Here is an 18,867-nt window from a genome sequence, read left to right as displayed (position 1 = left end):
ATCCTCTAGCGACTAGAGGTGCAAGAGGAAAATCATGAAAAAGATCACGATCGGCGAAGCCGCGCGCCAAAGCGGCGTCAAGGTGCCGACAGTGCGCTATTATGAAAGCATTGGCCTGCTCGCCGCCCCGAGCCGCAGCGAGGGCAACCAGCGCTCCTTCGAACCGGCCGATGTCAGCCGCCTCGCCTTCATCCGCCACGCCCGCGAACTCGGCTTCGAGATCGAGGCGATCCGCACGCTGCTCACCCTGCAAGATGATCCGCACCAGTCCTGCGCCTCGGCCGACGCCATCGCCAAGGCCCGCCTCATCGAGGTCGAGCAGCGCATCCGCAGCCTGAAGGCGCTGAAGGCCGAGCTGGAAACCATGGTGGAAGGCTGCGGCCACGGCCGCGTCGATCAATGCCGCGTCATCGAGGTTCTCGCCGACCACGGCCAGTGCACGCATCCGCACCACTGATCTCAGCCCTTGCAGGCGATCCGCGCCCGCGCCAAAACTCAATGCAGACAGAATCGGGCGAAGACCTCTATGAACCAGAAGCGGATTGCCATCATCGGCGGCGGCCCGGCGGGTCTCGCGGCTGCCGAACTGCTTTCCCGTTCCGGTCATGCGGTGACGGTCTACGACGCCATGCCGACCTTCGCCCGCAAGTTCCTGCTGGCCGGCAAATCCGGTCTCAACATCACCCATTCCGAGGATTATGCCCGTTTCGCCACGCGTTTCGGTCCCGCCTCCGTCCATCTACGCGCCGCCCTTGATGCCTTTACCCCAGATGATATCAGGGATTGGGCCGCAGGCCTCGGGACCGAGACCTTCGTCGGCTCATCCGGCCGGGTTTTCCCGAAGGTGATGAAGGCCTCGCCTTTGCTGCGCGCCTGGCTCAGGCGGCTGGAAGCACAGGGCGTCACGCTGCGCACGCGCCATCGCTGGATCGGTTTTGCTGAAGACGGCTATGTCTTCGAAACGCCCGAAGGGCGCAGCATCATCCGTTGTGACGCAGCCCTGCTGGCGCTCGGTGGCGCAAGCTGGCCGCGCCTCGGCTCCGATGCAAGCTGGCTACCCTTGTTATCGGCAAGGGGCGTTGAGATCGAGGCTTTCAAACCCGCCAATTGCGGCTTCGTCGTCGACTGGAGCAAAAACTTCGGCGAGCGTTTCGCCGGCGAGCCGGTGAAATCGGTCACCGCAACCTCCGAGGCCGGCACCTTTCCCGGCGAATTCGTCATCACCGGAAGCGGCATCGAGGGCAGCCTGATCTATGCCCATACCGCCAGCCTCCGCGACCAACTGCTGAACCATGGCAGCGCCGTCCTGACGCTCGACCTCGCACCCGGCCGCACCATCGAAAGGCTGCGCCGCGACCTTGCGCGGCAGGACGCCAAATCCAGCTTTTCAAACCGCCTGCGCAAGAGCGCCGGCCTCGACGGCGTCAAGGCCGCGCTCCTGCGCGAACTCGCGCCCGAACGCGACCGGACCGATCCCGAACGCCTGGCCGGCCTGATCAAGGCCCTGCCGGTGCCGGTGATCGAAACCCGCCCGATCGCCGAAGCGATCTCCTCGGCCGGCGGCATCTGTTGGAGCGGCATCGACGAAGGCTACATGTTGAAGGCGCTGCCGGGCACCTTCGTCGCCGGCGAAATGCTCGACTGGGAAGCGCCGACAGGCGGTTATCTTCTCACCGCCTGCCTGGCGACCGGCCGGGCGGCAGCGCGCGGCATCGAGGCCTGGCTGTTGCGGTCGATGCCGATGATCTCGAACCGGATCTAGATCAATGAAATGACGGATGATGCCGTGCAAAGATCGCTGACGCTTTCCAGCATTGTGCCCTGATTGCCGGGGCGAAGGGGAGGATGGCCGTCGACACTTGCAATTGCAAACCGGCCGCTTTTCCATCAGACTATGCTGAACTTCGGTGGGAGGAGCCGATGCACGAACACTCAGCGCACGCCGAGCACGTCTACACGTCTGCCCAGCGCGATTCCGCCGCAGCCAGTTCTCCGGTCGTCGCCTCATGGCGTCGATGCATGACCATGCACCAGCTCGCGCCCGAGGACGAACGGGCACCGCTGCGCCTTACCGATCAGGAATTCCGCAATGCACGCGAGCAATCCGAACAGCTGATCGCCAGCGCGACGGGAGAGCTCGATCGTCTCTTTACCACCGTCGGCAAAGCCGGCTGCTGCCTGCTTCTGACCGACAAGAACGGCATCGCGCTGGAGCGCCGGGGAGCTGCCGGCGACGACAAGGAATTCCGCGAACTCGGCCTCTGGACCGGCTCGATCTGGACAGAGGCGAGCATCGGCACCAACGGCATCGGCACCGCACTTGCCGACGAGCGTGCCGTCGCCATATTCCGCGATCAGCATTTTTTCTGCTCGAACACCAGCCTCAGCTGCACGACGGCGCCGATCCGCGATCATCGTGGCCGGCTAGCCGCGGCGCTTGATATCTCCACCTGCCGCGAAGACGTCAACGAGATGACGCTGGCGATCCTGACGCAAACCGTGCGCGATGCGGCGATGCGCATCGAGCTCAACCTCTTCCGTTCGGCCTTTACAGGCGCCCGTTTCCTCATGGTCCCGGCCGGCGCCAATTCCGCCGCCGCTCTGCTTGCCGTCGACAGGCACGATCTGGTGCTCGGCGCGACACGCGCCGCCCGCATCGCGTTGCAGCTGGACGACAGACGCATCGCCGCCGGCATTCCGGCCGCCGATGCCCTGCATGAGGCTGGCGTCTCGCAGCAGGATGAGATCATCGAGGCGGAGAAGGCAGCGCTGCTTCGGGCGCTGTCGCGCGCCGGCGGCAACGTCTCACGGGCGGCGACCGCGCTCGGCATCAGCCGCGCTACGCTGCACAGGAAGATGAAGAAGCTCGATCTCCACTGATCAGCCTCAAGGGTTCCGCCGCTGCGGCACTCGCGACCCGATGCTGTCGCAGCTCTGCGACACTGTGCACTGCGGTATGGAAGACCCACCCTAGTCCCTGCGCCAAAACATATTCATTTTCCTCCCACTGGTTCGCTTGGGAACCTGGATCATCAAGGGAGGATGACATGCTTCATCAGAAAATCGTCGAGTCGCCGTTCAAACTGAAATACGGCAATTATATCGGCGGCGAATGGCGCGAGCCGGTCGAAGGCAAATACTTCGAAAACGTCACGCCCGTCACCGGCGGCAAGCTCTGCGACATTCCCCGCTCAAATGAAAAAGACATCAATCTTGCGCTCGACGCTGCCCATGCGGCCAAGGAAAAATGGGCCCGCACCTCCGCCGCCGAGCGCTCCAATATCCTCATGAAGATTGCCCAACGCATGGAAGACAAGCTGGAACTGCTTGCCCAAGCCGAGACCTGGGACAATGGCAAGCCGATCCGCGAAACCATGGCGGCCGACATTCCGCTGGCGATCGACCACTTCCGCTATTTCGCTTCCTGCATCCGCGCCCAGGAAGGTTCGATCGGCGAGATCGACCATGATACGATCGCCTATCACTTCCACGAACCGCTCGGCGTCGTCGGCCAGATCATTCCCTGGAATTTCCCGATCCTGATGGCCACATGGAAACTTGCTCCGGCGCTTGCCGCCGGCAACTGCGTCGTCCTGAAGCCCGCCGAGCAGACGCCCGCCTCGATCCTGCTCTGGGCCGAACTCGTCGGCGATCTCCTGCCGCCCGGCGTGCTCAACATCGTCAATGGCTTCGGCCTCGAAGCCGGCAAGCCGCTGGCGACCAGCCCTCGCATCGCCAAGATCGCCTTCACCGGCGAGACGACGACTGGCCGGCTGATCATGCAATATGCCAGCCAGAACCTCATTCCGGTGACGCTGGAGCTCGGCGGCAAATCGCCGAACATCTTTTTCGCCGATGTGATGGCTGATGACGACGACTTCCTCGACAAGGCGCTCGAAGGCTTTGCGATGTTTGCCCTCAACCAGGGCGAAGTCTGCACTTGCCCGAGCCGCGCCCTCGTCCAGGAATCGATCTACGACCGCTTCATGGAAAAGGCCGTCAAACGCGTCGAGGCGATCAAGCAGGGCAACCCGCTCGACAGCGCCACGATGATCGGCGCCCAGGCTTCGTCGGAGCAACTGGAAAAGATCCTCGCCTATCTCGATATCGGCAAGCAGGAAGGTGCGGAGCTTTTGACCGGCGGCTCGCGCAACGATCTCGGCGGCGAACTGGCGAACGGCTATTACGTCAAGCCGACGATCTTCAAAGGCAACAACAAGATGCGCGTGTTCCAAGAGGAGATCTTCGGACCGGTGGTTTCGGTCACGACCTTCAAAAACGAGAAGGAGGCGCTCGAAATCGCCAACGACACGCTCTACGGCCTCGGCGCCGGTGTCTGGAGCCGCGACGCCAATCGCTGCTACCGTTTCGGTCGCGAGATCCAGGCCGGCCGCGTCTGGACCAATTGCTACCACGCTTACCCGGCCCATGCCGCCTTCGGCGGCTACAAGCAATCGGGGATCGGCCGCGAAACCCACAAGATGATGCTCGACCACTACCAGCAGACCAAGAACATGCTGGTGAGCTACAGCCCGAAGGCCCTTGGCTTCTTCTGAGATGCAACATGGCGGGAGGGTCTCAAACCCCTCCCGAAACTTCGGAGGAAGAACAATGGAAACGACCGTCAACGGCGAACCGCGTGTTCTTGCAACCGACGCGGCACTCGCTCTGATCGGCGAGATCAGGCGGGATCATCCCGATATCCTCTTCCACCAGTCCGGCGGCTGCTGTGACGGTTCCTCGCCGATGTGTTATCCCGCCGATGACTTCATGATCGGTGACAGCGACGTCAAGCTTGGCGAGATCGGCGGCGTGCCGGTCTATATCAGCGCCAGCCAGTTCGAGGCTTGGAAGCATACGCAGCTGATCATCGACGTCGTGCCCGGCCGCGGCGGCATGTTCTCGCTCGACAACGGCCGCGAGAAGCGCTTCCTCACCCGCTCCCGCCTCCTCGGCGGCGGCGAGGCCTGCGCCATCCCGGATGTGACGGTAAGGTCCGTCTAGAGCATGATGCCGAAAAGTGTAAGCGGCTTTCGGGCGACATCATCCTCTAACTAGCTAATTTAGAACGGGATTCAGATTGTGGGCCAACCGGACCTAAAATCATCCTGTTCCAGGGAATTTCGCCTGTAGTATTCCCATAGTACCCTCTGCCTCTCGCGCTTTGCTACTCTCCGCCTGTTGGTTTCAAAGGGAGGAAACGATGCCAGCCTCAAAGATCCTGATGATTACGGGTGATTTCACCGAAGATTACGAAACGATGGTGCCGTTCCAGACGCTGCTTGCCTGCGGCTATACGGTCGACGCCGTCTGCCCCGGCAAAAAGGCCGGTGAGACCGTCGCTACCGCCATCCACGATTTCGAGGGCGACCAGACCTATTCCGAAAAACGCGGCCACAATTTTGCGCTGAACGCCACTTTCGACAGCGTGCGGGCCGAAGATTACGATGCGCTGGTCATCCCCGGCGGCCGCGCACCTGAATATCTGCGCCTCAATGCCGACGTCATCAAATCCGTCCGCCATTTCTTCGACGCCGGAAAACCCGTCGCCGCCATCTGCCATGGCGCGCAGCTGCTTGCCGCTGCCGGCGTGCTGAAGGGCCGCACCTGCTCAGCCTATCCCGCCTGCCGGCCGGAAGTCGAACTTGCCGGCGGCATCTATGCCGACATCGCCATCAGCGATGCGGTCTCGGACGGCAATCTGGTTACGGCGCCGGCCTGGCCGGCGCATCCCTCATGGCTACGCCAGTTCATGGCTGTGCTGGATGCCGCAGCCCTGTTGGAAACCAACGCCGCCTAAAAAGGCGGCACGGGAGGACGACATGTGTGAACTCTTCATCAAGGCGGATGCACGGCTCTGGGAAAGCACCACCCGGTCGCTGCGCATCGACGGCATGGTCACCAGCGTCAGGCTGGAAAACTTCTTCTGGTCGAAGCTGGAGGAAATCGCGCGGCGCGACGGCATGAATGTCGTTCAGTTGATCACCCGGCTGCACCATGAATCGATCGATGCCGGACATGATCTCGGAAACTTCACGTCCTTCCTGCGAGTATGCTGCGCCCGCTATCTCGATCTCCAGCTCACCGGCGACATCCCGGGCGATGTCACCCGTCCCATCTCAAGCCTCGACGCGCCTGTCATCCTCGGCCGCGAACGGGCGAAATATCACTGACAGCCGGCCGGCACGACCATCGGGCGATGATAGACGAAGCTGCCCGCGGCAACTCGCCGGCAGTTCCGCAAGACTTCTCGACATAACCCTTGCGGCGGGCTTGCACTGGCGCGCAGCCTGGATCAACAATGCGCGGCATCGTCCAGCAGCTGCACCGTCAGGAGATCGACTATCATGAACGACCAGAAAGCCGTGATCGTCACCGGCGCCGGCGGCAACCTCGGCAGCGCCGTTGTCCGTGAGCTTGCCGGCGCCGGCGCAAAACTCGTTTGCATGAACCGTTCGAGCGACGAGCTGGAAGCCTTGGCCGCCACTCTCCCCGCCTCCACCGAGTTTCTATCGATCGCCGGAACGGATCTCACCGACTATGCCTCCTGCGCCGCCGCTGTTGCGCGGGCCGTCAAGCGTTTCGGCGGCGTTAGCGCATTGGTCAACACCGTCGGCGGCTTCCAGATGGGGCCGGTCGGGCCGGATGCTCCCGCCCAATGGGAGACAATGATGACTGCAAACGCCCGCACTGCGCTGACGATCAGCGCCGCGGTTCTCCCGACCATGAAGGCATCCGGCTACGGCCGCATCGTTCATGTTGCCGCCGCACCCGGCCTGAAGGCCGGCGCCAGGCAGGCCGCGTACGCCGCCTCGAAAGCCGCCGTCATCCGGCTCACCGAAGCGATCGCTGCCGAATGCCGCGACGACCGCGTCACCGCCAATTGCATCCTGCCAGGGACGATCGACACGCCTGAGAACCGCGCGGCCATGCCCGATGCGAAGACGGACGGCTGGGTCTCGCCGCAATCGATCGCCCGCCTCATCGCCTTCCTGATTTCGCCGGCCGCAGCCGTCGTCACCGGCGCGGCAATCCCGGCGACCGGCCGCGAATAACGGAAGACGCGGCGTGAGCCACCGGCAGTGGGTGATCAGACGAGAGAGATCTGCAAGTTTTAGTCAATGACACACGATCTGGCTTGAGGTTCGGTTCGCCTTGAGGCAGCCTCGTCTCCGCCTGCCCATGTGATGGGCACGAGACAGCGGACGGACACAATGGTCTTAGGGATCGCATTGCGGCGACATTTGCCAGAAGACGGGTGGCTTCAATGACGCACGGTCCGGCATTGCGCGCCGTCGGCGCAAACAGCCTGCTACGCAAGGAATGGTTCCTGGGCGTCAGCGTCGCGACCAGCCTGGCGTTTCTTGTTTTCCAGGAGCAGCTCTTCGGACAGCTTTCCGATCCGCTTTGGTTCACTGTCGTTTTTGTCTGGCTGTTTGCTGCCGTCCTCGGTTCCGCTCTGTCGGTGGTGCGGCACGCGGATCACTTGGCGGAGCGGCTGAAGGAGCCTTACGGCACGCTCATTCTGACGCTTGCCATCACCTCGATCGAGGTGATGGCAATTTCGGCCGTCATGCTTCACGGCGAAAACAATCCCACGCTTGCGCGCGATACTCTGTTTGCAGTCGTTATGATCATCCTCAACGGCATGGTCGGCCTGTCCTTGCTGCTGGGTGCATGGCGGCGACCGGAACAGCAGCATAACCTGCAGGGCGCCAATGCCTATCTCGGAGTCATCGTACCGCTGGCGACCCTGAGCCTGGTGATGCCGACATTTCTTGCGGGCCCGGACGGACAACATCCATCGGCGGCGCGGCAATTGATACTTGGCATCATATCGGTCGGCCTTTACGCCACGTTTCTGTTTCTTCAGGCCGGCCGCCATCGGGACTATTTCAGCGACGACAGCAACCGTCACGAACCTCCCCGCGAACGTGCTCCTCACCATGGGCCGGTATGGCCTCATGCCATCCTGCTTTTCGCCTACATGGGTCCTGTCGTCTTTCTGGTCGAACAGCTTGCCCGGCCGATCGATTACATTATCGAAACCTTGCACGCTCCAACCGCATTTGGCGGTGTTGTCATGGCCGTCCTCGTCGCCACGCCCGAGGCCATCAGCGCCGTGCGTGCGTCCATCGCCAATAATCTGCAGCGCTCCGTCAACATCTTCCTTGGTTCAGTGCTGTCGACGATCGGGCTGACGGTGCCGGCGATGCTTGTTGTCAGTCAGCTTTACGGACACCCCGTGACACTCGGCCTCGAGCATGGAGATCTTGTGATGCTCCTGCTCACTCTTGCCGTCAGCATCATCACCTTTGCCAGCGGCCGCACCCATCTCATGCAAGGTGCCGTCCATCTGGTGCTTTTCCTGGCCTATGTGCTGCTGATTTTCCAGCAATGACGCCCGGCCGCAAGATCAGGAAAGTAAAGAGTTCCAAGCTTTGACCGTCTTCCGCTATGATAATGAGAGCTTTGCATATTTTGGCAATCATAGTGGCTGCAGGATCGTGAACGATACGGAGGCCGGACTTGAGCTCACTGTTGCTTGGCGGGCTTGTATTTATCTTTCTGTCGACGGCGACATCGATAGGATTGATAGTGCGCGCCCGCTTGCCGGATCATCATCTCAATGCGGAATCCAAGGATGTCATCAGGCTGGCGACGGCGGTGGTCGGAACGCTGTCGGCCCTGGCACTCGGCCTTCTTATCGCATCCGCCAAGTCGAGCTATGACAACGCCGAAGTGGAGATGAGAACGGCGGCGGCGCGGGTGCTCCTGCTTGACCGCGTCATGGCGCAATACGGGCCGGAAACCGACAAGGCGCGTCAATTGCTGCGTGAACTCATCGAGAAACGGCTGAGCCGCGGCTGGACGACGGAGACGACCGACGAACCATCCGCCAAGGCGCTGGGAGAATATCAGGATATCGAAGCGGTTCAGGGCGACCTTCGATCCCTGCTGCCGAAGGATGCCGTGCAGCGCTCTCTGCAGGCGCGCGCTCTTGAGGTGAGCGGCATGCTGGCCGAGACCCATTGGCTGCTGGTCGAATCCGGTAAGGAGGGTTTACCCTGGGCCTTCCTTGCCGTTCTCGTCTGTTGGCTCGGGCTGCTTTTTGCGACCTTTGGGCTGCAGGCGCCGGCCAATCCGACGGTGCTGTCCATTCTGCTTGTCTGCGCCCTGTCCGTCGCCGGCGCGATCTTTCTGGTTTCGGATATGGCCAATCCGTATGTCGGGCTGATCCGTGTTTCGGATGCCCCTCTGCAATCCGCCATCGAACGGCTCGGGAAACCGTAGTCGTTTTGACGTCTCTCAAGAGATGACTCCAACACAGTTCAATTGTGCACCAGCAGCTATTGCAATTTTTAGCAATGCCGCGACATAATATCGCATGCCCGGAACTTTTCGGAGAGGGGTCGTCTCCGCCGAGGCACGCATCAAGACTGGGGCTCTTCAACATCGGGGCGGCGGCAATGCGTGTGAGATTGTATCAGGGTCTGTGCCTGTCTGTGGCGCTCGCCGGCATGGCAATTCTTGCTGGCTGCGAGGAAAGCGGCAACACCTATGTTGCTCCTCCACCACCTCCAGTTCGCGTCGCCCAGCCGGTCCAGCAACCGGTCACTCTCTATTTCGAGCTCACCGGCAACACGGCGCCGCTCAATTCCGTCGATATCGAGGCGCGCGTCCAAGGCTACATCCAATCCATCGACTATCAGGACGGCATGACGGTAACGAAGGGCACCAAGATCTTCGGCATCGAGCGCGACACCTATCAGGCGCAACTGGATCAGGCGAAGGCATCACTCGCCTCGCAACAGGCGTCTCAGGTCGGCGCGCAGCAGGAATACGACCGGCAGCTCAATTTGTCGAAGCAACAGGTCACCACGCAGACCGCAGTCGACAGCGCCAAGGCGACACTCGACGAGGCGAATGCGTCCATCCTCAATGCCCAGGCCAATCTCGAGCTCGCGACGATCAACTTGGGATACACGGAAGTGCTTGCCCCCTTCGACGGCACCGTCACCGACCACCTCGTCGATATCGGCGCGCTGGTCGGCGTATCCGGTCCCACCAAACTCGCCAGCATTGTGCAGCTGGATCCGCTCTATGCCTATTTCAACGTCAGCGAAACCCAGGTGTTGATGATCAAGGAAACCCTGGCAAAGCAGGGGCACACCTTCAAGCAGACGGACCTTCCAACCATACCGGCGGAAATCGGCCTGCAGACGGAAGAAGGTTATCCGCACAAGGGCCATCTCGATTACGTATCGCCGCAGCTCGATGCCTCCACAGGCACGCTTCAGGTGCGCGCCGTGTTCGACAACAAGGACCGAGCCATGTTGCCTGGTCTCTTCGTCCGGGTCCGCGTGCCGGTCGGCCATAACGACAAGGCCCTGCTGGTGCGCGACGATGCGATCGGCACGAACCAGCTGGGCAGCTATCTGCTCGTTCTCGGCAAGGACGATGTCATCGAGCAGAAGCAGGTCAAGACCGGCCAGCGTGAAGGTTCGCTCCGCGTCATCGAGTCAGGCCTCGATGCAGCCGACTGGGTGGTGACCCAAGGTATCCAGCAGGCCATTCCCGGCAGTAAGGTCACGCCCGAGAAGATGGAAATGAACCCGCCGGCAACTGCCGCCGGCGATGCCAAGGCCAAGACCACCACGCAATGAATTCGCCATCATGGTTCATCTGAACGTCTGAGGACAGCAGCATGATCTCGCGCTTCTTCATCGAGCGACCGGTACTCGCCAACGTCCTGGCGTTGGTCTTCGTGCTCATCGGCGCGGTGGCCCTCATCCAACTGCCCGTGGCGCAATATCCGAATGTCGTTCCGCCGACGGTGCAAGTGACGACGCGCTTTCCCGGCGCCAGCGCCCAGACCCTGGTCGACACCGTGGCGCTGCCGATCGAGCAGCAGGTCAACGGCGTGCAGGACATGCTCTACATGCAGTCAACCAGCGCCAGCGACGGCACTTACTCGCTGACCGTGACCTTTGCCATCGGCACGGATCCCGACCAGGCTCAGGTCCTGGTACAAAACCGCGTTGCCATAGCGATGTCGTCGCTTCCCGAAGCGGTACAGCTTCAGGGCGTGACGACGCAGAAGAAGTCGACGGCGATCCTCGGTTTCGTCAGCCTGACCTCACCAGACAGCCGTTATGACAGCCTGTTCCTGTCGAACTACGCCGTCATCAACTTGCAGAATGAACTCGCCCGCCTGCCAGGTGTCGGCAACGTCACCGTGTTCGGCGCCGGTCAATATGCCATGCGCATCTGGATGGATCCGAACCTGCTGCAGGCGCGCGGCCTGACCCCGCAGGATGTCGTCAGCGTCGTGCAGCAGCAGAGCCAGGAGGTCGCCGCCGGCCAGATCGGCATTCCGCCGGTGCCGAAGGGGCAGGTCTTCCAATATACGCTGAACGTCAATGGCCGGCTGAACGAGGCGGCCGACTACGAGAATATCGTCGTCAAAGTGGAAAGCGGACAGGGCGGCCGTGTGACCCGGATCCGCGATATCGGCCGCGTCGAACTCGGCGCCCAGACCTACAGCCAGTCCTTCATGCAGAACGGCAGGCCGGCGGCTGGCATCGGCATTTTCCAACTGCCGGAAGCCAATGCGATCTCGGTTGCACAGGCCGTGCGGGCGAAAATGGAAGAGCTCTCGAAGAGCTTTCCGCCGGGCCTCGAATATCATGTACCGTTCGACACGACGAAATTCGTCGAGGCCTCCATCGACGAGGTTTACGTCACCTTGATCGAGGCCGGCGTTCTCGTTCTCATCGTCATTCTCGTCTTCCTGCAGGACTGGCGGGCGATGCTCGTGCCGGCGACCACCGTTCCGGTCACCATCATCGGCGCCTTCGCGGCCATGGCGGCATTGGGCTTCACCGTCAACCTGTCGACGCTCTTTGCCATCGTTCTCGCCATCGGTATCGTCGTCGACGATGCCATCGTCATCGTCGAAGGTGTCGCCCGGCACATCGAGGCGGGCATGTCCGGCCGAAAGGCCGCCGAGAAAGCGATGGAGGAACTGCTCGGTCCGGTCATCGGCATCACGCTGGTGCTGATGGCCGTTTTCATTCCAGCCGCCTTCCTGCCCGGCCTGACCGGACAGCTCTACAGGCAGTTCGCCCTCGTGATTGCCGCGACGGCGCTGATCAGCGCGATCAATGCCGTCACGCTGAAACCGACGCAATGCGCCCTCTGGCTGCGTCCGCCGGCCCCGCCCGAGAAACGCAACATCCTTTATCGCGGCTTCAACAAGGTCTACGACAAAGGCGAGCCCGGCTATGCCGGGCTGATCGGATCGATGACGCGTCACGCCGGCATCATGGCGGTCGCGGCACTGGTGCTGATCGCGGTCGCCGCCTGGGGGCTTGCCCGCCTGCCGACGGCATTCCTGCCCATCGAGGATCAAGGCTATGTGCTGATCAATGCGCAATTGCCGGACGGCGCCTCGAAGGAGCGCACCGATGCTGTCATGGACGCGGTCGGCAAGATCGCCGAAGCCACACCCGGCGTCGACCAGGTGCTGACCATCAGCGGCATCTCCGTTCTCGACAACAATGCCAGCCTGCAGAATGCCGGCGTCGCCTATGTCGTGCTGAAGGATTGGGATGAACGCGGCAAGCAGAAGGGGCAGGACTTGCTGTCGATCTACCAACATCTGAACGGCGCGCTGCAAGGCGTGCTCACGGCCAAGACGCTGGTGATCGTGCCGCCTCCGATCCAGGGCGTCGGCAATGCCAGCGGCTTTACCATGCAGGTCGAGATCAGGAACGGCATTTCCGACTACCCGCTGCTGCAATCGCTTGCCGATACGATCGTCAGGAACGGCAGTGCCCAATCGTCGCTGCAAAGGCTGAGCACGCCTTTTCGCTCGAACGTGCCGCAGCTGGCTGTTTCCGTCGATCGCATCAAAGCGGAGACGCTGGGAATTACCGTGGGCCAGGTCTTTTCCGCTCTCTCCGGCTATGTCGGATCGAGCTATGTGACCCAGTTCAACAAATTTGGCCGCACCTTCCAGGTCTATGCACAAGCCGCTTCCGATTTCCGGGTCAGCGCCGAAGACATCCGCAATCTCAAGGTCAAAGCCGGCGACGGGACGATGGTGCCGCTCGGCACGGTCGTCGATGTCACGACGACGCAAGGTCCTTCCCTGATCAGCCTCTACAATCTCTACCCCACAGCAACCATCGTCGGCGGGCCTGCCGCCGGCTTCAGTTCCGGCCAGTCGCTCGACGTCATGGAACAGATTGCCGACCAGACGTTGCCGCCGGGCACGGGCTTCGAGTGGACGGCGCTCTCCTATCAGGAGAAGGCCGTGGGCGGGCAGATCTATTTCATCTTCGCGCTCGCCATGCTGCTCGTCTATTTCGTGCTCGCCGGTCAGTATGAAAGCTGGATCTTGCCACTGGCGGTCATACTCGCCGTGCCGCTCGCTCTGCTGGGCACGGTAGCAGCACTTACCGCTGCGGGTGTTGCCAACAACCTCTATACGCAGATCGGCCTTATCTTGCTGATCGCACTTGCATCGAAGAACGCCATCCTCATCGTCGAATATGCGCGGGAAAAGCGGGCGGAAGGCATGGAAATCCTGGATGCGGCCGTCGAGGCCGCGCGGCTGCGTTTCCGGCCAATTCTGATGACGTCCTTCGCCTTTATCCTCGGCGTCCTGCCGCTGGTGCTGGCGACGGGCGCCGGCGCATCGGCCCGTAAGTCGATCGGCATATCGGTCTTCAGCGGCATGATCGCCTCGACCTGTCTTGCCGTGCTCTTCGTACCGTCCTTCTACGTCCTGCTGCAGCGCCTCGAGGAATATTTGAAACGGCGCGGAGCGACCGCAAACACGGCCGCGAGCGTGACGGAGGCGGAGATATCGAACGTCCGATAGACGACCGCAGCATTATTGGACGATCACCTGCACATAAACGTTGCCGCTCTTGGCGTAATAATACGCGCCGCATCGATAATAGTAGCCGCCGTAATAGGGACCATAGCGGCAGCCTGCCGGAAGCACGGCGATGGTCGTCGTCGTGCGTGTGACGACCCGCCGCGTCGTCCGACGGGCCACGCCCGCATAAGAGAGCGGCGTCAGCGGCCTGCCGATGACGGCGCCCGCCGGCGTGGCGAAGCCGATCGACAACGGCAGAAATCCCTGCACCTCGATGCGAATGTCGGTGAATGTCACGACGCCGGCGAGGCCGAGAGCGAAGAACAGCTTGTTATAGGTCATTTCACCTCTCCCATATCGGCAGGCGCCGGAAGCTCATCAAGCGATTGCAGCTCGCTGAGATCGACCGTCTTCGCACTGGCCGGAACTTCGATGCTGTAGGAAACGGCCGCGACATCGGCGCCGCTTTTGAAATCGCTGATTTCAAGCGTGTATTGCGGCGCCTGGACGACGTGCTTGCTGGTGATGACGTAACGGCGCGGTATCGGTTGCGAGCCGGTCTGTATCCAGATCTGCCAGTCGATTTCAGGCGTTCGGAAGGCCAGGTATGCGCATTCGACGCCATCCACGAAAGCACTGGAAATGTGCTTGGCATCGGTCACCTCAGACATCAGCACATCATAGACGTCGGAGGACAAGAGATCGGCGCCTGGCGCTTCGACCCCCGCGGTCATAAGCCTGTTGATCAGTTCGTCGAGCGAACCCTTGCCATCGATCTTGGCATAGGCGTCGAGGTTCTTGCCATGCACCGTCAGCGACGAACCGTCGAAACTGACGTCGAGATCGGCAAAACCGCCGGTTCTGGTGACACGCAGCTTGTCGGGACGGGTCAGGTTGGCTGTCCCGGAGCTGACGAACTGGAGCTTCTCGAACTCGGGCGTCACGGCTTCGAGCGACGATTGATAGGTAAAGGATATCGTCTTCTGCGCCGCCAGAAAATCGGACATCGCCTTGAGTAGGGCTTTTGCATCATCCGCCCAAGCGCTCGTTGGCAGCGCCAGGCCGGCGGCGAGCGAGGTATAAACAAGCATCCGCTTCAATCGCGGGAAACAGAAAGTCGATGACATGACAATGCCTTTCATATGTGCCGTCATTGATTTCATCGGATATGCAGGTGCCGAACCGATTCCGGCCGGAGATGAAGTGTGCAGACGCAAACTGTGCATGTGCCAGACCGGCCACCTGCCGGTCTTTACCGCGTTGCGCTCACCGAATGACGCTGAAGCGCGATGCTGTTCGGATTACCGCTTTCACAGATCGGGGTCTGACCAGGCTATAATCCCGAAGTCAACACTCTGTGGCAGGCCGGCGACACGCGTTGCAGATTGTCCCGGAGGCAAGCGATACCCCGCCCTCCGCCGAGCGGCACCATCCGGCACAAGGCCCGGAAGTCCAATCCACAGGTTTCACGCAGGATCATCAGTTCCTCGCGTGGCGAGAAGGCCGGCATCATGGCCTGAGGAGCAGGCGTGGTCGCGACCGCCGCAGCGCCGCCGCCGGTGGCCGGGGTTGATCCGGCTGCCCCTCCGAGCGCCGCAACGGCCTGCTGGCACGGTGCCGACAGAGCGGCGTTGTGCTGCTGCAAGCAGCTGAGCGCCTCTGCGCCGCCCGGCATCACGCCGGAACATTGCGCCATAAAATCGCGTTGGCAGGCTGATTTGACGGCGTTGCGCTGCGCCTGCGTCGGCTGATGCGCCGGCGCGCCGGTCGCAGGCGCCGGGGTGACCGCTCCGGTGGTTGCCGGCGCGGCCGGAGACGGCTCCGCCGATGTCGACTTCGGTTTGCTAACCGCCGACACAGCTTTCTTACAGCCGGCTGAAAGTGTGGCGCTATGCTGTTGCAGGCAGGTGAGTGCCTCCATCCCGCCCGGCGTGACGCCGGAACATTGCGCCATGAAATCGGAACGGCATTCCGCCCTGATCGCATTGCGCTGCTCCTCAGTCGGCGCCTGCGCAGACGCGACGCCTGCGAAGAGCACCACTGCGCAGAGCGGTGGCAATCCCGAGATAGCAAACCGAAGACGACGCCTTCCATGCGGAGTCGTCAGTAGAGAAGATGCCCATTTTCCCATTATTCCTCCCCCCTATAAATCTCTAATCTACTTCATGAAATCGAACGCCCTGCTGAATAGGATAATAAACGCCCGCCAATTTGAGGGACGTTGCTTGCCGCTGCGAAAATATTAAAACGCCGGCTCCACGTATATTAGAATATTGCTAATTTAGCAACTATCGTGCGCCTGAAAACTGATCAAGGGAAACGTATCGCTCATCAGCTTTCTGATCGGAAACCATGCATCTCAAAGCAAGTGCTTTGCGAATACATGCTGCCGTCATGCCGCAGCCTCGTACCCTCTTGAAGCCGGGCTCTCGCGGCCTTCAAGCCGAAAGCGTGCAATCATGTCGGTAAGTGCAAGCGCCTCGGACGATAGCTGTTGGGTGGCAGCATTCGTCTCTTCCACCATCGCCGCATTTTGCTGCGTCATACGATCAATATCATTGACCGACGCGTTGATCGAATGGAGTGTCGTTGCCTGTTCGCGGCTTGACGAGGCAATGAGTTCAATATGGCCGACGATGTGGACGATCTCGCTGGAAATCTCCATCAGCGCATCGCCGGTGCGGCCGACGAATTCGGAGCCGGACGCAACCTCGCGGACGGAATTGTTGATGAGCTCGCCGATTTCCTTGGCTGCACGAGCCGATCGCTGCGCCAGTTCCCGCACCTCCTGTGCCACGACAGCAAAGCCCTTGCCGGCCTCACCCGCTCTCGCCGCTTCGACTCCCGCATTTAGCGCCAAGAGATTGGTCTGGAAAGCGATGGAGTCGATGGCGCTGACAATCTGAACGATCTTACCCGACGCGTCCTCAATCCGTCCCATGGCCGAAACCGCGTTTTGGACCACTGAAGCCGAGGCGTCGGCACCCTGTTTGGCGCGCTGGACAAGCGCAAGCGCTGCTGCTGCCCGTCCTGACGAGGTATTGACGGCGGAAGAAATCTCCTCCACTGCCGCTGCGGTTTCCTCAAGTGCAGCCGCCTGCTTCTCCGTTCGACGGGCCAGGTCATCAACGGCTTCCGCCATCTGTCGGCCATTGTCGTTGATGAGGGAAGACGTCTCGCGGATATCGCAGAGCGTCTCTCTGAGACCCGCCACCGACATGTTGAAATCGGTGCGGATCCGGTCGAGTTCGGCGGCAAAGGGCGTATCGATCGAAAAATTCAACTCCCCGCGCGACAGCCGCGTGAGCCCCTCTGCAAGCGCCTCGATTGCGGCGTCAACCTGGACCTTGGCGCTACGTCGCTGGAGTTCGTTGCGGGCGCGCTCAGATTCCGCATCACTGCGCGCGATCTCGGCCTGTTGTTCCATTTCGACATTCGACAGCGCATTTTGTTTGAAGACGGAAAGCGCACGAGCCATTTCCCCGATTTCGTCGCCCCGTGCCTCGCCGGTGATTGTGGTATCGAGCCGTCCCTCTGCGATCTTGCGCATCGCTGCGGTAATCTGGGTGATCGGTCCCTTCAGGGTGACGACCAGTGCGGCACCCGCGGTCATAGCAATCAGGATGCCGATGACAATCGCGCCTGCGGATATCCTATTGGCCTGTTGACGATCCTGCCCAGCATTTTGCCTCTGCGTCTCGGCGAATTGAGCAAGCAGGTTCCAGGTGTTGTCGATCTGCCCCGCAGCGCTGTCGAACTCAGCCAGTTTGCGCACCGCACCTTCGGAAAGCGCTGCCGCGTTCGCCGCAAGCAGATCGAGGACGGGTTGAGCCTTCTTCGGAATTTCGGCAAAGACCGGATCGTCGTTCACCACGCCGGCAAGACGGCCGAGTTCGGTCTGATACATGTAGATCGACTGCTGGACTTTCTTCACTCGCGCGTCGTCTGGATTGCCGGCGAGTTCGGCGAAGCCGACGCGGATCTCGTTATTGCTGTTAACAATGGCGCGCAGTTCGTTGCCGACATTGGTCGCCTGAGAGATATCTTTGTCCGACGCGGCAAGCGCCAACACGGAGGTCCGCATCAGATCGTCGCCAATCGTCTTGAGGCTGTCGCCAGTTGCAGCAAGATCGGCGACGGCGGTATCCGTTGCTGGGACATCCAAAGTGTCAGGCGACACCTTCGAAGCGTTGGCGACAGCATCCATAGCAGCGGCATACTGGGCGGCGATGGCTTGTTTGTCGGTCCCTACAGCAGGCGAAAGCTGTTCCTTTGCCTTTTGCAAATCGGGGGCATATTTGGCTAACAGGCCAACTTTGTCAGCCGGCGTCGTCACGCTCGCATAGTCATTGCGAAGTTTTGTCGCGATACTGGCGGCGGCGCTGATGGAGACGGAATTGCTCAGGCCGCTCTTGTTGGCATTTTCCATCTTTTTCGCACTGGCCATCAGCATGAATGAGCGCTTGCCAACCTGCCCTTGCAGGTCAAGAAGTGCCGCGGAAGCAGCGTCCACATCGCTGAGAATTTTCTGCTGTCCCGTTTCGATTTGCCAGATCGCTTCGATCTTTTGCGGTATGATTTGCGACTGATCAAGCGCCCGGTCAAGAAGCCCCACATCGGTCGTCGGCCTTAGCCTCTCGATCGTCTGCTGCAGGTTTGTCAGTTGCTCTCGGGCGTCGGCAAGCGCGGTATCACGAGCTTCCTGCGACGGCTTCATCAGAAAGCCGGTCATGCTGGAAGAAACATGTTTGAACCCGTTCAGGGACTGCAAAACATGGTTGGAGATCTCCATGCGTCCCTCGAGAAGGCTGGACGCGTAGTACCCCGTCAGTCCCACTGCGCATAGACTATGACCTTGCCCCCAAGTTTTATCCAGTTTTGAGTTCGCTCCGGCGGTTTTGGGTTGCTGTGTTCGGGGCGGTAGCGGCGGGTTGCGGTGCGGAGCCATTTCGGCTGCGCAGCACCGCATCACGTCG

General features: G+C 61.2%; 16 protein-coding genes. 12 read left to right on the top strand and 4 right to left on the bottom strand.

Annotation, left to right across the window (positions count from 1 at the left end; all coding sequences use genetic code 11):
- The first annotated feature begins 34 nt into the window (after window positions 1-34).
- From EEQ99_RS33925 to EEQ99_RS33870, 12 genes are all read left to right on the top strand, one after another.
- Complete coding sequence (locus tag EEQ99_RS33925) at window positions 35-457, top strand: MerR family transcriptional regulator (RefSeq protein ID WP_028755612.1); 423 nt, start codon at window positions 35-37, stop codon at window positions 455-457.
- A gap of 69 nt (window positions 458-526) precedes the next feature.
- A complete protein-coding gene (locus EEQ99_RS33920) occupies window positions 527-1,762 on the top strand; it encodes a TIGR03862 family flavoprotein (RefSeq protein ID WP_097545368.1) in 1,236 nt (411 codons plus the stop codon).
- A gap of 158 nt (window positions 1,763-1,920) precedes the next feature.
- The gene (locus EEQ99_RS33915; protein WP_028755610.1) at window positions 1,921-2,880 is read left to right on the top strand and encodes a helix-turn-helix domain-containing protein; all 960 of its coding nucleotides are present in this window, start codon (window positions 1,921-1,923) and stop codon (window positions 2,878-2,880) included.
- Between the two features lie 167 nt (window positions 2,881-3,047).
- Entirely contained in the window at window positions 3,048-4,556 is a 1,509-nt protein-coding gene (adh, locus tag EEQ99_RS33910) for an aldehyde dehydrogenase (RefSeq protein ID WP_127431906.1), read from the top strand.
- Window positions 4,557-4,611: 55 nt separating this feature from the next.
- A complete protein-coding gene (locus EEQ99_RS33905) occupies window positions 4,612-5,004 on the top strand; it encodes a DUF779 domain-containing protein (protein WP_028759017.1) in 393 nt (130 codons plus the stop codon).
- A gap of 199 nt (window positions 5,005-5,203) precedes the next feature.
- A complete protein-coding gene (locus tag EEQ99_RS33900; protein WP_028759016.1) occupies window positions 5,204-5,800 on the top strand; it encodes a DJ-1/PfpI family protein in 597 nt (198 codons plus the stop codon).
- A 22-nt stretch (window positions 5,801-5,822) separates the two neighbouring features.
- The gene (locus tag EEQ99_RS33895) at window positions 5,823-6,173 is read left to right on the top strand and encodes a ribbon-helix-helix domain-containing protein (RefSeq protein WP_028755606.1); all 351 of its coding nucleotides are present in this window, start codon (window positions 5,823-5,825) and stop codon (window positions 6,171-6,173) included.
- A 174-nt stretch (window positions 6,174-6,347) separates the two neighbouring features.
- Window positions 6,348-7,055, top strand: coding sequence for an SDR family NAD(P)-dependent oxidoreductase (locus tag EEQ99_RS33890; protein WP_047620003.1), 708 nt, complete (start codon window positions 6,348-6,350; stop codon window positions 7,053-7,055).
- A 212-nt stretch (window positions 7,056-7,267) separates the two neighbouring features.
- Window positions 7,268-8,401: a calcium:cation antiporter gene (locus tag EEQ99_RS33885; RefSeq protein ID WP_127431905.1), complete on the top strand. Its 1,134-nt coding sequence runs from the start codon at window positions 7,268-7,270 to the stop codon at window positions 8,399-8,401.
- Between the two features lie 128 nt (window positions 8,402-8,529).
- The gene (locus EEQ99_RS33880; protein ID WP_127431904.1) at window positions 8,530-9,294 is read left to right on the top strand and encodes a bestrophin-like domain; all 765 of its coding nucleotides are present in this window, start codon (window positions 8,530-8,532) and stop codon (window positions 9,292-9,294) included.
- Window positions 9,295-9,470: 176 nt separating this feature from the next.
- Window positions 9,471-10,667 carry an efflux RND transporter periplasmic adaptor subunit gene (locus EEQ99_RS33875; protein WP_127431903.1) on the top strand — a complete coding sequence of 399 codons (1,197 nt, stop codon included), beginning with the start codon at window positions 9,471-9,473 and terminating at the stop codon, window positions 10,665-10,667.
- A 41-nt stretch (window positions 10,668-10,708) separates the two neighbouring features.
- Window positions 10,709-13,891, top strand: coding sequence for an efflux RND transporter permease subunit (locus EEQ99_RS33870; protein ID WP_127431902.1), 3,183 nt, complete (start codon window positions 10,709-10,711; stop codon window positions 13,889-13,891).
- A 12-nt stretch (window positions 13,892-13,903) separates the two neighbouring features.
- Here the strand turns inward: EEQ99_RS33870 and EEQ99_RS33865 are convergent, their stop codons facing one another.
- From EEQ99_RS33865 to EEQ99_RS33850, 4 genes are all read right to left on the bottom strand, one after another.
- The gene (locus EEQ99_RS33865; RefSeq protein ID WP_028755600.1) at window positions 13,904-14,233 is read right to left on the bottom strand and encodes a hypothetical protein; all 330 of its coding nucleotides are present in this window, start codon (window positions 14,231-14,233) and stop codon (window positions 13,904-13,906) included.
- Window positions 14,230-15,018, bottom strand: a complete 789-nt coding sequence (locus tag EEQ99_RS33860; RefSeq protein WP_127431901.1) for a DUF2092 domain-containing protein — start codon at window positions 15,016-15,018, stop codon at window positions 14,230-14,232. The genes EEQ99_RS33865 and EEQ99_RS33860 overlap by 4 nt, the downstream gene beginning before the upstream one ends.
- Before the next feature lie 206 nt (window positions 15,019-15,224).
- Window positions 15,225-16,022: a hypothetical protein gene (locus tag EEQ99_RS33855; protein WP_127431900.1), complete on the bottom strand. Its 798-nt coding sequence runs from the start codon at window positions 16,020-16,022 to the stop codon at window positions 15,225-15,227.
- Between the two features lie 261 nt (window positions 16,023-16,283).
- Window positions 16,284-18,683, bottom strand: coding sequence for a methyl-accepting chemotaxis protein (locus EEQ99_RS33850; protein ID WP_127431915.1), 2,400 nt, complete (start codon window positions 18,681-18,683; stop codon window positions 16,284-16,286).
- Window positions 18,684-18,867 lie beyond the last annotated feature (184 nt).

Origin of the sequence: Rhizobium anhuiense (genome assembly GCF_003985145.1) — a bacterium.
In the GTDB taxonomy this organism is placed as follows: Bacteria; Pseudomonadota; Alphaproteobacteria; order Rhizobiales; family Rhizobiaceae; genus Rhizobium; species Rhizobium anhuiense.
Note: the sequence above shows the minus strand (reverse complement) of the source record. Positions and strands in the feature narration are given on the sequence as shown.

Excerpts from the sequence above, each read along its gene's own strand:
- EEQ99_RS33875 (WP_127431903.1), top strand. The coding sequence starts at position 9,471 with ATGCGTGTGAGATTGTATCAGGGTCTGTGCCTGTCTGTGGCGCTCGCC.
- EEQ99_RS33860 (WP_127431901.1), bottom strand. The coding sequence starts at position 15,018 with ATGTCATCGACTTTCTGTTTCCCGCGATTGAAGCGGATGCTTGTTTAT.
- EEQ99_RS33905 (WP_028759017.1), top strand. The coding sequence starts at position 4,612 with ATGGAAACGACCGTCAACGGCGAACCGCGTGTTCTTGCAACCGACGCG.
- EEQ99_RS33915 (WP_028755610.1), top strand. The coding sequence starts at position 1,921 with ATGCACGAACACTCAGCGCACGCCGAGCACGTCTACACGTCTGCCCAG.
- EEQ99_RS33885 (WP_127431905.1), top strand. The coding sequence starts at position 7,268 with ATGACGCACGGTCCGGCATTGCGCGCCGTCGGCGCAAACAGCCTGCTA.
- adh (WP_127431906.1), top strand. The coding sequence starts at position 3,048 with ATGCTTCATCAGAAAATCGTCGAGTCGCCGTTCAAACTGAAATACGGC.
- EEQ99_RS33865 (WP_028755600.1), bottom strand. The coding sequence starts at position 14,233 with ATGACCTATAACAAGCTGTTCTTCGCTCTCGGCCTCGCCGGCGTCGTG.
- EEQ99_RS33920 (WP_097545368.1), top strand. The coding sequence starts at position 527 with ATGAACCAGAAGCGGATTGCCATCATCGGCGGCGGCCCGGCGGGTCTC.
- EEQ99_RS33900 (WP_028759016.1), top strand. The coding sequence starts at position 5,204 with ATGCCAGCCTCAAAGATCCTGATGATTACGGGTGATTTCACCGAAGAT.
- EEQ99_RS33890 (WP_047620003.1), top strand. The coding sequence starts at position 6,348 with ATGAACGACCAGAAAGCCGTGATCGTCACCGGCGCCGGCGGCAACCTC.
- EEQ99_RS33895 (WP_028755606.1), top strand. The coding sequence starts at position 5,823 with ATGTGTGAACTCTTCATCAAGGCGGATGCACGGCTCTGGGAAAGCACC.
- EEQ99_RS33870 (WP_127431902.1), top strand. The coding sequence starts at position 10,709 with ATGATCTCGCGCTTCTTCATCGAGCGACCGGTACTCGCCAACGTCCTG.
- EEQ99_RS33850 (WP_127431915.1), bottom strand. The coding sequence starts at position 18,683 with ATGGAGATCTCCAACCATGTTTTGCAGTCCCTGAACGGGTTCAAACAT.
- EEQ99_RS33855 (WP_127431900.1), bottom strand. The coding sequence starts at position 16,022 with ATGGGAAAATGGGCATCTTCTCTACTGACGACTCCGCATGGAAGGCGT.
- EEQ99_RS33925 (WP_028755612.1), top strand. The coding sequence starts at position 35 with ATGAAAAAGATCACGATCGGCGAAGCCGCGCGCCAAAGCGGCGTCAAG.